The organism is Microcella alkalica, from assembly GCF_014137945.1.
In the GTDB taxonomy this organism is placed as follows: domain Bacteria; phylum Actinomycetota; class Actinomycetes; order Actinomycetales; family Microbacteriaceae; genus Microcella; species Microcella alkalica.
In genome coordinates, this window is the sequence record NZ_JACGWX010000006.1 from 34946 (window position 1) to 49169 (window position 14224).

The 14224-nt window shown below is 70.0% G+C and carries 9 protein-coding genes; 8 read left to right on the forward strand and 1 reads right to left on the reverse strand.

All coding sequences use genetic code 11. From position 1 onward, the window contains the following. From FHX53_RS10890 to FHX53_RS10910, 5 genes are all read left to right on the forward strand, one after another. Nucleotides 1–1245: an MFS transporter gene (locus FHX53_RS10890; RefSeq protein ID WP_182491379.1), complete on the forward strand. Its 1245-nt coding sequence runs from the start codon at nt 1–3 to the stop codon at nt 1243–1245. Between the two features lie 14 nt (nt 1246–1259). Continuing rightward, nucleotides 1260–3263: a M13-type metalloendopeptidase gene (locus tag FHX53_RS10895; protein WP_182491380.1), complete on the forward strand. Its 2004-nt coding sequence runs from the start codon at nt 1260–1262 to the stop codon at nt 3261–3263. Next, nucleotides 3260–4165, forward strand: coding sequence for a serine hydrolase (locus FHX53_RS10900; RefSeq protein ID WP_343050978.1), 906 nt, complete (start codon nt 3260–3262; stop codon nt 4163–4165). The genes FHX53_RS10895 and FHX53_RS10900 overlap by 4 nt, the downstream gene beginning before the upstream one ends. Nucleotides 4166–4571: 406 nt before the next feature. Beyond that, on the forward strand, nt 4572–9041 hold the full coding sequence (locus FHX53_RS10905; protein ID WP_182491381.1) for a hypothetical protein: 4470 nt from the start codon (nt 4572–4574) through the stop codon (nt 9039–9041). Nucleotides 9042–9199: 158 nt separating this feature from the next. After that, entirely contained in the window at nt 9200–9610 is a 411-nt protein-coding gene (locus tag FHX53_RS10910) for a pilus assembly protein CpaE (protein WP_182491382.1), read from the forward strand. A gap of 41 nt (nt 9611–9651) precedes the next feature. Here the strand turns inward: FHX53_RS10910 and FHX53_RS10915 are convergent, their stop codons facing one another. After that, nucleotides 9652–10983, reverse strand: a complete 1332-nt coding sequence (locus tag FHX53_RS10915) for a glutamyl-tRNA reductase (RefSeq protein ID WP_182491383.1) — start codon at nt 10981–10983, stop codon at nt 9652–9654. A gap of 131 nt (nt 10984–11114) precedes the next feature. Here FHX53_RS10915 and hemE point away from each other — a divergent pair, with 131 nt between their 5' ends. Genes hemE through hemQ form a run of 3 tightly spaced genes read left to right on the forward strand, consistent with a single transcriptional unit; the run spans nt 11115 to nt 14211 of the window. Next, the gene (gene hemE, locus FHX53_RS10920; RefSeq protein ID WP_182491384.1) at nt 11115–12179 is read left to right on the forward strand and encodes a uroporphyrinogen decarboxylase; all 1065 of its coding nucleotides are present in this window, start codon (nt 11115–11117) and stop codon (nt 12177–12179) included. Next, nucleotides 12179–13549 carry a protoporphyrinogen/coproporphyrinogen oxidase gene (locus tag FHX53_RS10925; protein ID WP_182491385.1) on the forward strand — a complete coding sequence of 457 codons (1371 nt, stop codon included), beginning with the start codon at nt 12179–12181 and terminating at the stop codon, nt 13547–13549. Before hemE ends, FHX53_RS10925 begins: the two co-directional genes overlap by 1 nt. Continuing rightward, complete coding sequence (gene hemQ, locus FHX53_RS10930) at nt 13546–14211, forward strand: hydrogen peroxide-dependent heme synthase (protein ID WP_425488314.1); 666 nt, start codon at nt 13546–13548, stop codon at nt 14209–14211. Before FHX53_RS10925 ends, hemQ begins: the two co-directional genes overlap by 4 nt. Nucleotides 14212–14224: the final 13 nt, after the last annotated feature.

The window sequence follows — 14224 nt, forward strand, 5'->3', positions numbered from 1 at the left end:
GTGCTCGGTGTCCTCCGCCATCGCCGCTTCGCCGCCCTCTTCGCCTCGCAGGTCGCCTCGCTCGTCGGAACGGGCGTGCTCACCGTCGCACTCGCGCTCGTCGCCGTGCGCATCGCGGGGGAGGATGCCGCGCAGATCATCGGCATCGCGCTCACGATCCGCATCGCGGCCTACGTCGTCGTGTCGCCGCTCGCGAGCGCGCTCGTCGCGGGCCGGTCGAGCCGCGCCGTCCTCATCGGGGCGGACGCGGCACGGGTCGTCGTCGCAATCGGTCTCGTGCTCGCCACGGAGGCCTGGCACATCTACCTCGCGATCATGCTCCTGCAGTCGGCGTCTGCAGTCTTCACGCCGACGTACCAGGCCGTCATCCCCGAGGTTCTGCCCGACGAGCGCGACTACACCTCCGCGCAGTCGCTCTCGCGGCTCGCCTACGACCTCGAGTCGCTGCTGAGCCCCGTGCTCGCCGCCCTCCTTGTCCTCGTCCTGCCGCCCAACGCCCTGTTCGCCGTGACCGCGGCCGGCTTCGCACTGTCGGCGCTCGCCGTCGCGCTCTCGCGCATCAGTCAGAGGGCGGGCGCGGTGGGCGAGCCGTTCACCACGCGCCTCACGGGCGGCTTGCGCCTCATGGCGCGGATGCCCTCGCTGAGGTTCCTCGCCGTGCTCGACGCCGTCACCGCCACGGTGTACGCCACGGTGCTCGTGACGACGGTCGTGCTGCTCGTCGTCATCGGCGCCGCCGACGTCGACGACCCGTCGGGGCCGCTTGCCGTGGCGCTCGTCGCGTTCGGCATCGGGTCGATCGCGGTCGCGCTGCTGCTGCCGCGCATCCTCGATCGGGTGAGCGACCGCGCCGTGATGGCGACGGGCGCGGCCGTCGTGCCCATCGCGCTCGCGACGACGGCCTCCCTCGCCGTGATCGGTGCCCTCACGCTGCCCGCCGTCATCGCGCTGTGGTTCGTGCTCGGCGCCGCGAGCTCGGCGATCAGCACGCCGAGCGGGCGGATCATCCGCCGCGACGTCGAGCCCGATGATCGGCCCGCCGTCTTCGCCGCCCGGTTCTCGAGCTCGCACGCCTGGTACGCCGTCACCTACCCGCTCGCCGGGATCGTCGGAACCGCCGCAGGGCCCGCCGCGGCCACTGCAGTCCTTGCGATCGTCGCGCTCGCCGCGCTCGGGGCGGCCCTTGCGCTCTCGAGGGGAACGCGACGCTCGCAGCATGCGCAGGCGGATGAGTCCGCCGCCTGATTAGGCTCGGTCATGTGACCGACCACGCCCAGCCCGACCCCCCGCCCGACGCGAATCGCACCGCCGTTCTCCGCAGCGGCATCCTCACCGACGATCTCGACCCGGGCATCCGCCCGCAGGACGACCTCTACCGTCACGTCAACGGCGCGTGGGTCGCGCGCACGCCGATCCCGGCGGACAAGGCGCGCTACGGCTCGTTCATGGTGCTGGCGGAGGAGGCGGAGAAGGCCGTGCGCGACATCATCGTCGAGGCGCAGTCGGCCGAGCCCGGCACGCTCGAACGCAAGGTCGGCGACCTCTACGCGAGCTTCATGGACGAGGAGCGCATCGAGGCGCTCGGTGCGACCCCGCTCGCCCCGCACCTCGCGGCGATCGACGCGATCGATGATCGGGATGCCCTGATCGAGACGATCGGACGCCTCGAGCGCCAGGGCGCGCGCGGGTTCGTGCAGCTCTTCGTCGACAACGATCCAGGCGACCCTGAGCGCTACCTCGTGTTCGTCGAGCAGGGCGGGCTCGGGCTTCCCGACGAGTCGTACTACCGGGAGGAGTCGCACGCCGCGACCCTCGCCGCCTACCGCGGGCACGTCGAGCGCATGCTCGCCCTCGCAGGCCTCGACGATGCCGCGACGCGCGCCGACCGCATCGTCGCCCTCGAGACCGAGCTCGCGAGCCACCACTGGGACAAGGTGCGCAATCGCGACAGCCAGGCGACCTACAACCTGCGCACGTGGGCCGAGTGGGAGGCCGCGGCCCCCGGGCTCGACCTCGCCCGGTGGCGCGACGCGTTCGGCATCACCGAGCGGCAGCTCGCCGAGGTCGTGCTGCGGCAGCCGTCCTTCCACGAGGGGCTCGCGGGCGCGATCGCGAACCGGAGCCTCGATGACTGGACGGACTGGCTGCGGTGGTCGGTCATCCGCTCGATGGCGTCGTACCTCTCGCGCGACTTCGTCGACGCGACGTTCGACTTCTACGGCCGCACCCTCACCGGCACCCCCGAGCAGCGCGCTCGCTGGAAGCGCGGCGTGAGCGTCGTGGAGGGCGCGATGGGCGAGGCCGTCGGCGCCGTCTACGTCGAACGGCACTACCCGCCCGAGGCGAAAAAGGCGATGGACGAGCTCATCGCGAAGCTCATCGAGGCGTACCGGCAGTCGATCGCCGAGCTCGAGTGGATGACCGCCGAGACGCGCGAGCGCGCCCTCGACAAGCTCTCGATGTTCACTCCGAAGATCGGCTACCCGGTGACGTGGCGCGATTACTCGAGCCTCGAGGTCGTGCCCGACGACCTCGTCGCGAACGTCCGGGCGTCGGGAGAGTTCGAGTTCCAGCGCGAGCTCGGCAAGATCGGCCGGCCCATCGACCGCGACGAGTGGTTCATGACGCCGCAGACGGTGAACGCGTACTACAACCCCGGCTTCAACGAGATCGTTTTCCCGGCGGCGATCCTGCAGTTCCCGTTCTTCGACGCGGGGCGGGATGCCGCGGCCAACTACGGCGCGATCGGCGCGGTCATCGGCCACGAGATCGGGCACGGGTTCGACGACCAGGGCTCGCGCTATGACGGCGACGGTCGGCTGCAGGACTGGTGGACTCGGGCCGACCGCGCCGCGTTCGAGGAGCGCACCGGCTCGCTCATCGTCCAGTACGACGCGCTGTCGCCGCGCGAGGCTCCTGACCATCACGTGAACGGATCGCTCACGATCGGCGAGAACATCGGCGACCTCGGCGGGCTCGGGATCGCGTGGAAGGCGTACCTGCTGTCGCTCGACGGTGAGGAGCCCCCCGTGATCGACGGGCTCACCGGAGCTCAGCGGTTCTTCCTGTCGTGGGCGCAGGCCTGGCAGATCGCGATCCGGCCCGAGGAGGCGATCCGCCTGCTGTCGATCGACCCGCATTCGCCGAACGAGTTCCGCTGCAACCAGATCGTGCGTAACATCGGAGCGTTCTACGAGGCCTTCTCGGTCACCCCCGACGATGCCCTGTGGCTGGACGAGGAGGAGCGCGTGACCATTTGGTGACGACCCCGATGCTGCGCGACCGGAGCGCCCGCCTGGCGGCTCCGGTCTCCGCGCGGCGTCGGGCCATCGAGCGGGCTCCCTCCTTCCGCCCGTCCTTCCGCGCTCTCGGCGCTCTCGCCTACGAGGGCGCCCGCGTCTCGGTCGCCGCGGTCGACCTGCAGTCCGGCCAGAGCGTCTTCGCCGTCGACGAGCGCATCGTGCTCCCGACCGCGTCGATCGGAAAGATCCTCCTGCTCATCGAGGTGAGCGCGCGCATGACCGACCGCTCGCTCTCCGAGTTCGCGATCGTCGACAGGGCGGGGCAGGATGCCGTGGCCGACTCCGGCATCTGGCAGCACCTGCAGGCGCCCGCCCTTCCGCTCTCCGACCTCGCCGCGCTCGTCGGTTCGACGAGCGACAACGTGGCGACGAACGCCCTCCTGCGCCACATCGGCCTGGATGCCGTGCGCGCGCGCACGGAGTCGCTCGGCCTCGTGCGCACCGCCCTTCTCGACGTCGTCCGCGAGCGCCGGGGGCCGGATGACGCGCCGCAGCTCTCCGTCGGCTCGACCGCGGAGCTCGCCTGGCTCTTCTACGCCCTCGCCCACGGCCACATCATCGATCCGGCGACGAGCCAGCGCGTGCTCGGGTGGCTGTCGCTCAACACCGACCTCTCGATGGTCGCGAGCGCGTTCGGCCGCGACCCGCTCGCGCATCGAGGTGTCGAGCACAGCACCTGGATGGTGAACAAGACGGGAACGGATGCCGGCGTGCGATCGGAGTCGGGCATCCTGCGCGGTCCTCGCGGCGGCCTCGCGTACGCGCTCTCAGTGCATTTCGAGGAGCGTGACCTCGCCAGCCGCCTACGCGTGCTCGACGCGCTTCGGGTGTTCGGTCTCGATCTGCTCGAGTTCGTGCACTGAGCCGCAGCGGGACGATGGCGCGGCGAATGAGCATTGCTCGCACCCCTCTTAGGGGGTAGACGGACCGGCCTAGCCTTGCCGTGGCCGCATCCGTAGGAATATCGTCGGGCTCGCCTGCGAAATCGGCTCACCCGACGTTCGCCGATGTGCGCGGGCCGAGAGAGTACATGCACTGAGGCTCGCTGACCACCCCGTCCAGCGAATCGATCTCAGAGTCGTACTGTTCCGAAGCACCCGTGTCACCCGCACGAATCACGAACACCCGACGGTCGACGTTCCCCGACGCCGACTGAAACGCACGAGCGATCCCTCCCCCCGGAGTCCGCTCGGGCGACACCCGATTACCCGAACACTGAGCGTCGCCGGTCAGCCGTCGCGCTCGGCTCCGACCCCCAGGAGCACTCTTATGTTGCGCACGCGCATTCTTGCCGCTGCGACCGCCACCCTCCTCGCCCTCGGCATGGCCGCCGGCGGAGCGAGCCCTGCGATCGCGAGGACCGCTGCAGGCACTCCCTGTGACTCGATCGGCTACGACAAGCCGTCCGAGCTCGACAACCTCGATTCACGCCCCGAAGGCTCCGAGACCTACAGCTGGGGCACGATTTCGTGGAGCACGCCCGGGGTGGAGGTCACCGTCAATGCCGGCTTCATCGTCGGCATCTGTGTCAAGGGAGGCAACACCGGCCCGCACCAGAGCGGGCCGATCTTCTCTGGCGACAACGTCGTCGACGGCACCGAGATCGACTGGACCTACAGCCACGGCTTCGGGCTCTCGCACCTCGGATACATGCTCTATGACACCGCCACCGCGTCGATCTCCTTCTTCGACCCCACATGCGAGTCCGGCCAGACCCTCAACGTCGACGGCTTCGACCCCGACAACGCGACAATCGGCGACCCGATCTATGACGGGGCCAACTTCACGGTCGTCGCGACCGCGGAGCCCGGGGCCTATTTCCCTGACGGAGACGGCGTCTCGCTCGACAACGTGACCAAGACGTTCACGGGCATGCTGTCGCCGCCGGATCTCGCCGAGTGTCCTGTCGCTACGGCTGAGATCGACTTCACTGCGCCTACCTGCACCGTGGGTGAGTTGCTTAACGAGGATGGTTTCTCGGGCTCGAATGTCGGCGATCCCGAGATCACGGTCGTGGGGAGCTCGTACACGGTTGTCTTCACGGCGACTGACACCGCGCTCTTCCCCGCAGTGGTCGAGGGCGCTGAGGTCTCGGACGACCGCAAGACGCTGACCTTCAGGGGCACTCTCGATGGCCTCAATCTGGAGGATTGCCCCGTCGCGACCGCTGGCATCGCGTTCACCGACCCGACCTGCACCGTGGGTGAGTTGCTTAACGAGGATGGTTTCTCGGGCTCGAATGTCGGCGATCCCGAGATCACGGTCGTGGGGAGCTCGTACACGGTTGTCTTCACGGCGACTGACACCGCGCTCTTCCCCGCAGTGGTCGAGGGCGCTGAGGTCTCGGACGACCGCAAGACGCTGACCTTCAGGGGCACTCTCGATGGCCTCAATCTGGAGGATTGCCCCGTCGCGACCGCTGGCATCGCGTTCACCGACCCGACCTGCACCGTGGGTGAGTTGCTTAACGAGGATGGTTTCTCGGGCTCGAATGTCGGCGATCCCGAGATCACGGTCGTGGGGGGCTCGTACACGGTTGTCTTCACGGCGACTGACACCGCGCTCTTCCCCGCAGTGGTCGAGGGCGCTGAGGTCTCGGACGACCGCAAGACGCTGACCTTCAGGGGCACTCTCGAACCGAAGAACGAGCAGCACTGCGTCGTGGTCGAGGCCTCCTTCACCCTGCCCCCCGCCACGTGCGAGGTCGGCGAGGACTGGAAGAACCCGATCATCGACGCCGACGCAGGCGTCGTGGCCGGGGAGCCGGAGTTCGACGCCGAGAGCGGCACTGTGTCGATCACGTTCCTCGCGACGGGGGCCCACGTCTTCGCCTCCGAGGTCGAGGGCGAGACCGTATTCAGCAAGACGCTCACCGTGACGCTCGATGTCGCTGGTCGCGACCCCGAGCTGTGTGAGGAGCCGACTTACGTGGTTCCCGTCGTGGGTCCGACCTGCGAGCTGGGTGCGAGCCTGGATGTTGACGGCATCGAGGCCGAGAACGCATCGTTCGTGGTCATCGATGATGGTTCGGAGTCGGGCAGCTACGAGGTCGTGTTCACGGCGGATGAGGGTTACCGGTTCGCCGGTGATCAGTTGACGCTGACGGTCACGGGCGAGCTGGCTGGTCGCGACCCCGAGCTGTGTGAGGAGCCGACTTACGTGGTTCCCGTCGTGGGTCCGACCTGCGAGCTGGGTGCGAGCCTGGATGTTGACGGCATCGAGGCCGAGAACGCATCGTTCGTGGTCATCGATGATGGTTCGGAGTCGGGCAGCTACGAGGTCGTGTTCACGGCGGATGAGGGTTACCGGTTCGCCGGTGATCAGTTGACGCTGACGGTCACGGGCGAGCTGGCTGGTCGCGACCCCGAGCTGTGTGAGGAGCCGACCTACGTGGTTCCCGTCGTGGGTCCGACCTGCGAGCTGGGTGCGAGCCTGGATGTTGACGGCATCGAGGCCGAGAACGCATCGTTCGTGGTCATCGATGATGGTTCGGAGTCGGGCAGCTACGAGGTCGTGTTCACGGCGGATGAGGGTTACCGGTTCGCCGGTGATCAGTTGACGCTGACGGTCACGGGCGAGCTGGCTGGTCGCGACCCCGAGCTGTGTGAGGAGCCGACTTACGTGGTTCCCGTCGTGGGTCCGACCTGCGAGCTGGGTGCGAGCCTGGATGTTGACGGCATCGAGGCCGAGAACGCATCGTTCGTGGTCATCGATGATGGTTCGGAGTCGGGCAGCTACGAGGTCGTGTTCACGGCGGATGAGGGTTACCGGTTCGCCGGTGATCAGTTGACGCTGACGGTCACGGGCGAGCTGGCTGGTCGCGACCCCGAGCTGTGTGAGGAGCCGACCTACATGGTTCCCGTCGTGGGTCCGACCTGCGAGCTGGGTGCGAGCCTGGATGTTGACGGCATCGAGGCCGAGAACGCATCGTTCGTGGTCATCGATGATGGTTCGGAGTCGGGCAGCTACGAGGTCGTGTTCACGGCGGATGAGGGTTACCGGTTCGCCGGTGATCAGTTGACGCTGACGGTCACGGGCGAGCTGGCTGGTCGCGACCCCGAGCTGTGTGAGGAGCCGACTTACGTGGTTCCCGTCGTGGGTCCGACCTGCGAGCTGGGTGCGAGCCTGGATGTTGACGGCATCGAGGCCGAGAACGCATCGTTCGTGGTCATCGATGATGGTTCGGAGTCGGGCAGCTACGAGGTCGTGTTCACGGCGGATGAGGGTTACCGGTTCGCCGGTGATCAGTTGACGCTGACGGTCACGGGCGAGCTGGCTGGTCGCGACCCCGAGCTGTGTGAGGAGCCGACCTACATGGTTCCCGTCGTGGGTCCGACCTGCGAGCTGGGTGCGAGCCTGGATGTTGACGGCATCGAGGCCGAGAACGCATCGTTCGTGGTCATCGATGATGGTTCGGAGTCGGGCAGCTACGAGGTCGTGTTCACGGCGGATGAGGGTTACCGGTTCGCCGGTGATCAGTTGACGCTGACGGTCACGGGCGAGCTGGCTGGCCCGGATGCGACTCTGTGCCGTGAAGCGGTCGCGGCGATCGCGGTCACGGAGGCCAACTGCTTCTTCGACTCCACACTGGACGAGGAGAACTTCACCTCGGACAACGCGAGGTACGTGATCACGGTCTACGACCCCGAGACCCGCGAGTACGAGGTCGTCTTCACGGCGGCCGACGGCTATCGCTTCGACCCCGAACTGAGTGGCGTGAGCGAGGACGGCATGACGAGGACGTTCTCCGGAACGCTCGAGGCTGCCGACCCCGACGGTGACGGCTGTGTGCTCCCCATCACGGACGCGTCCATCGCGTTCGTGGACGCCACATGTCTCGACCCGCAGTCGCTCGACGAGGAGAGCTTCGAGTTCGACTCCGAGCTGGCCGCGCTCCAGAGCGTTACGTACAACGGACTCGACTACACGGTCGTCTTCGTGGCGATCGGGGAGGACACGCAGTTCTTCCAGAGCGGCGAGGCGATCGAGGGTCGCAGCGTGTCGGAGCACGGCACTGTTCTCACCTTCACCGGCACGCTCGACGGACCGAACGACGAGCTGTGCATCGAGGTCGTCGTGCTTCCGATCACCGTGGTGGATGACTGCTTCACGCAGTCGTACACGGTCACGGCGGTCGAGGGCGTGTCGTACACGCGCACGGTCAACGGACTGGAGCTCCCGGTGAGCTTCGGCGAAGGCGACTCTGTCACCTACGAGGCCGCGCCGTTCGACACGGTCACGGTCACGGCCACGGCCGGGCCCGGCTACCTGCTGAGCGAGGAGTACGCGGCGTTCGAGTACACCTTCGAGTTCGACGAGGAGTGCCTGCCCACGGCTCCCGTCACGACCGCGTCGGTGACGTTCACCCAGGCCGACTGCCTGGGCAACCCAGGCAGCTACACGCTGACGAACGAGCCCGGAGTGATCTGGACCGTCGACGGCGTCGTGGTCGAGGGCAACACGAAGTACACGGCGGCCATCGGATCCACTCCGACGATCGTCGCGAGCCTCGAGCCCGCGAGCGAGGAGTTCCCGACCGGCTTCGGCTGGAGCGACGCGGAGCAGCAGACCCTCTGGAACCTCGTTCTCGAGGCCGCTGAGGACTGCTTGCCCACCCTGGCCATCACCGGAGCGTCCAACGCGCTCGGCGGCCTGGAAGTCATCGCGATCCTGATCATGATGGCCGGCACCGGTCTCGTGGTCGCCCGTCGCCGGGAGGCTGTCCGAATCCAGGGCTAGTACCCGGCCCTGCGGGGCCGGGGTGGCGAAGCGACCCGAAAACGCGTCGTCGCCCCGGTCTCGCTCCTTCGCACTCAGCACCACCGACGGAGAGTATCCGTACCGCAGAACCGGGTGCCGTTCAGGCGGCACCCGGTTCTGCGTGTCAGCATCGCCCCGTGATCAGCACCTCCCTCGCCCGCCTCCTGCGCGACGCGGGGCTGCGCTGGAGGCCCGCGTCCGGCGACCGCTTCCAGATCGACCGCTCCGAATTCGACGCCGAAGTGTTCACGGTCAGCGACCTCACCATCGAGCCGCACGAGTACTCCACCGGCACCGTGCTCGGATTCAACGGGACGACCGAGTGGGCGCTCGACTCCGTCGCCCTCGACGATGTCCTCTGGCTGCCGCGGGAGGACCAGCTGCGCGACCTGCTGCGCGCGGCGTTCGTGCGGCTCGAGCGCGACGGCGACGACTACCGCGTCGTGCTCCGCGGCGCGGACGGGGCGGAGGCGCAGTTCTCGAGCGTCTCAGCGCCCGAGGCGTACGGGCTCGCGCTGCTGTCGATGCTCGAGCGCGTCAGCGCCTGACTCGCCGCGGCGGAGCTCCGCCGCGGCTCGATCCAGCCGAGCTACGCCGTCGCCGCCGAGCCCAGGACGCCGCGCTCGCCCGGCGCCGCGGCGGCCGACCCGATGACCGGGTGGGCGCTCGAGAAGGGAAGCGGTCCTGCCGCCGAGGCGGGCCGCGTGACCGGGATGCCGAAGAGCGTCTCGATGGCGGCTGCGACATCGACACCGCGGCCCGCGACCGCGTGGCGGCGCGCGAGGGTCGACGGAGTGTGCAGGAAGACGCTCGTGAGGTGGCGCAGGGCCTCCTCGACGCGGCCGTCGGCGTCGCCGCGACGGCGAGCCCGCTCGATCTCGTCGTCGACGAGCTCGAGCACGTGCTGACGCAGGGCGACGATCGACGGCTCGACCGCTGCGGCGGTGACGAAGGCGTGGGCCGCATCGGCGACGACGCTGCGCGCCTCCTCCTCCGCCGACCAGTGCACGAGCGGCGCGTGGAGGCGGATCGTCTCGAGGTCGAGCAGGGTGACGCCCTCGATCTCGCCGACCGCGGCGTCGACGTTGCGGGGCAGCCCGAGGTCGACGACGTACGCGGGCGCCTCTGCGGGAACGTCCGCCGCGGAGAGGCTCAGCCGCGTCGTGCACGTGATCACGACATCCGCCCCGCTCATGGCGGCCGTGAGGTCGTTCGTCCAGGCGACACCGTGACGGGTGCCGAACACCTGCGCACGGCCGCTCGGCGAGTACACGGTGATGCTCTCGGCGCCGCGGTCGCGCAGAGCGGCGACGGTCGTCGCGGCGTAGCGGCCCGTGCCGACGAGCACGACGCGCGCGGCGCTCCAGTCGGCGAGGCGGCTGCCGACGAGGTCGAGGGCGAGTCGGGCGAGGCTGCGGCCGGTGCGGCTCGCATCGCCCTGGGCGCGCGCCGCCCGCGCGGTGCGGATCGCCTCCTGAAAGACGCGATCGAGGCGACCGGTGGATGCTCCGCTCGCGCGCGCCGCCTGAGCGGCTCGACGCACCTGCCCGGCGATCTCCTCCTCGCCGACCGCGACCGACTCGAGCCCGGCCGAGACCGCGAAGAGGTGGTGCACGGCGGCGGGGGAGCCGAGGACCTCGGCGGTCGCCGACGCCTCGAGCGGAGCATCCTCTCCGAGGGAGCGGAGGGCGCGCGAGACGGAGTCGCGCGCGATCGCGTGGGTGTCCTCGGGTGTCGCGTCGGCCGGCGCATCAACGTCGAGGTACACCTCGAGGCGATTGCAGGTCGCAACGGTGATGGCGCCGCGCACGGACGGATCGGCGCCGCGGACGGCCCCCGTCAGCGCCTCGGCGTCGACCGCGAGCCGCTCGAGGACCTCGAACGGCGTGTTGCGGTGATTGGCGGTGACGCACAGGAGCACCCCATGATTGTACGGCGCATCTCCTGGGGGTCCTGTCGATGCGGCGCCCGCTCCGTACGCCCTCGGCGCCCGCCGCCTCGAGGCGGTCAGGCCCCGGAGGACTCTCGGATTCCACGGCCTATCCTTGACGAGTGCCGTTGAGCCCCTCCCATCCCCTAGTCGACGGTCGCACGGCGAACGCTCCGCTCATCCGCGCGTACCGCGGCGACCGCCCTGAGCGCACTCCCGTCTGGTTCATGCGCCAGGCCGGCCGCTCGCTGCCGGAGTACCGCGAGCTGCGGGCGGGCGGCGACATGCTGCAGGCGTGCCTGACCCCGGCGATGGCGAGCGAGATCACCATCCAGCCGGTGCGACGTCACGGCGTCGACGCGGGCATCTTCTTCAGCGACATCGTCGTTCCCGTGCTGCTCGCAGGCGTCGACGTCCGCATCGTCGGCGGCCGCGGCCCGGTCATCGACGAGCCCGTCCGCACCGCGAGCGACGTGCTCAAGCTCCGACCGATCGACCCGGCCGCGCTCGACCCCGTTCGCGAGGCCGTCGCGATGACGGTCGAGCAGCTCGGCTCGACGCCGCTCATCGGCTTCGCCGGCGCCCCCTTCACCCTCGCCGCGTACCTCGTCGAGGGCGGCCCGTCGAAGGACCAGATGCGCGCCCGCGCCCTCATGCACAGCGACCCGCGCACCTGGGCGACGCTGCTCAACTGGTGCGCCGACATCACCGGCGAGTTCCTAAAGGCCCAGATCGAGGCGGGAGCGAGCGCCGCGCAACTCTTCGACTCGTGGATCGGCTCGGTCTCGCAGAACGACTACCTGCGCCGCGTGGCACCGCACTCAAAGCGCGCCTTCAGCCACCTGCGCGGCCTCGACGTGCCGAAGGTGCACTTCGGTCTCGGCACCGAGCGCATCCTGCCCGACATCGCGAACCTCGGCGTCGACGCCATCGGCATCGACTGGCGCCTGCCGCTCGACGAGGCGTCGATGATGCTCGGCGGCCGCTTCCCGCTGCAGGGCAACATCGACCCGGCCTACCTCGGCGCGCCCTGGCCCGCCCTGAAGGCGCACGTCGACGCGGTGCTCGAGCAGGGTCGCACCGCACCCGCGCACGTCGTCAACCTCGGCCACGGCGTGCCGCCCGAGACCGACCCCGACGTGCTCACGCGCCTCGTGCGCTACATCCACGGAGAGCAGCCCGACTGATGCGCGAGACCCTCGTCGTCGGCGCCGGCATCGCGGGCCTCGTGGTGGCGCGCGAGCTCGTGCTGCAGGGCCACCGCGTGCGCGTGCTCGAGGCCGAGGCGAACGCCGGCGGCCAGCTCCTGCGGAAGTCGATCGCGGGCATCCCGCTCGATGCGGGCGCCGAGGCGTTCGCGACGCGCGGCGGCACCGTCCGCGCCTACCTCGAGCGGCTCGGCATCGCCGATCGGGTCGTCGCATCGCTCGACGCGCCCGCGTGGCTGCACGCCCGCACGGGCACGACGGTGCCGCTTCCCGCGGTGAGCCTGCTGGGCATCCCGTCGGCGCCACTCGCCGAAGACGTCGTCGCGGTCGTCGGTCGCACGGCCGCCTGGCGCGGTATGACGGATGCCCTCCTCCCCGGCCCCGTCGGCGCGAAGTCGGCGACGCTCGGCGAGCTCGTCCGGCGGCGCATGGGCGACGGTATCCTCGAGCGCCTCGTTGCCCCCGTCGTCGAGGGGATCCACTCGAAGCACCCCGACGAGCTGCCGGTGAGCGTCGCCCCCGGCCTCGTGCACCACCTGCTGCGCGAGAACTCGCTCGCCCGCGCCGTCGCGCGGTTGCGCACCGATGCGCCGGCGGGCTCGCTCGTCGCGGGCCTCGACGGCGGCATGGGGATGCTCGTGGACACGCTGCTCGCCGAGCTCGACCGCTACGGTGTGCCGATCGAGTACGGCGTGCGCGTCGCCGAGGTGCACGCCGACCGCGTCGTGCTCGCGGTCGACCCGGGCGCCTCGCCCGCGGGTGCCGACGCCGATGAACTCGAAGGCGACGTGCGCGAGGGCCTCGTCGTCGTCGCCGCGCCCGGGCTCGTGACGCCCGCGGACGGGCGCTCGGCGACCCGCACCGCGACGCACCTCATGACGCTCGTGATCGAGGCCGGCACCGACGCGGCCCGCGCACTCGCCGAGAACCCGCGCGGCACGGGCGTGCTCGTCGCGCGCGGCACCGACGTCACCGCGCGCGCCCTCACGCACGTGAGCGCGAAGTGGGCGTGGGTGCGCGAGGCCGCCGCCGGGCGCGAGGTCGTGCGGCTCAGCTACGAGAGCGCGCCGAGCGCCGACTCCGCGCGGCGCGACGCGGAGTTGCTGCTCGGCGTGAGCATCCCCGAGGCGGCGGTCGTCGCGGCCGAGGCGACCACGTGGCTGCGCGCCGGCCGCTTCGAGGCCGCGCCGGGCATCCCGATCACCGGTGAGCAGGTGTCGGGCACGGGCCTCGCGAGCGTCATCGACCACGCCCACCGACTCGCTGAGATCATCGGCCCGCCCGCCTCCGAGGCGGCGGCCGACAGCAGCACCGACCCCGCAGCATCCACCGAAAGGACCGCATCGTGAGCGATCAGCTCGCCTACACCGTCTATGTCGTGCTGCGGCGCGACCCGCATCGCCCCGCGACGGGCGTCGGCGTGCAGGAGGCCGTCGCGGCGGTCACCGCCGACGGCGTCACCGTGCGCGGCGTCTACGACGTGAGCGGGCTGCGCTCCGACGCCGACATCATGCTGTGGCTGCACGGCCCTGACCCTGAGCGGCTCCAGGCCGCCGTGCGCACGCTGCGCCGCGCCGAGTTGCTCTCGACGCTCCTGCCGACGTGGAACGCGATGGGCGTGCACGTGCAGGCCGAGTTCAGCCGCAGCCACGCGCCCGCGTTCATGTACGGGAAGGAGCCCAAGGGCTGGCTCTGCGTCTACCCCTTCGTCCGCTCGTACGAGTGGTACCTGCTGCCGGAGGAGGAGCGCCGCGACATGCTCGCCGAGCACGGCCGCAAGGGCAGCGCCTTCACGGGTGTGCTCGCCAACACCGTCGCGAGCTTCGCGCTCGGCGACTACGAGTGGCTGCTCGGGCTCGAGAGCGACGAGCTGCTCGACCTCGTCGACATGATGCGCGACCTGCGCTACACCGAGGCGCGCCGTCACGTGCGCGAGGAGGTTCCCTTCTACACCGGTCGTCGCCTCGACGACGCCGCGCTCGACGCTCAGATCATGGAGGTTCTGCGATGACACTGCGCCAGCC

What these genes read in the sequence shown, in the direction of transcription:
- FHX53_RS10905 (WP_182491381.1), top strand. Translation starts at nt 4,572, where the DNA reads ATGTTGCGCACGCGCATTCTTGCCGCTGCGACCGCCACCCTCCTCGCC.
- FHX53_RS10925 (WP_182491385.1), top strand. Translation starts at nt 12,179, where the DNA reads ATGCGCGAGACCCTCGTCGTCGGCGCCGGCATCGCGGGCCTCGTGGTG.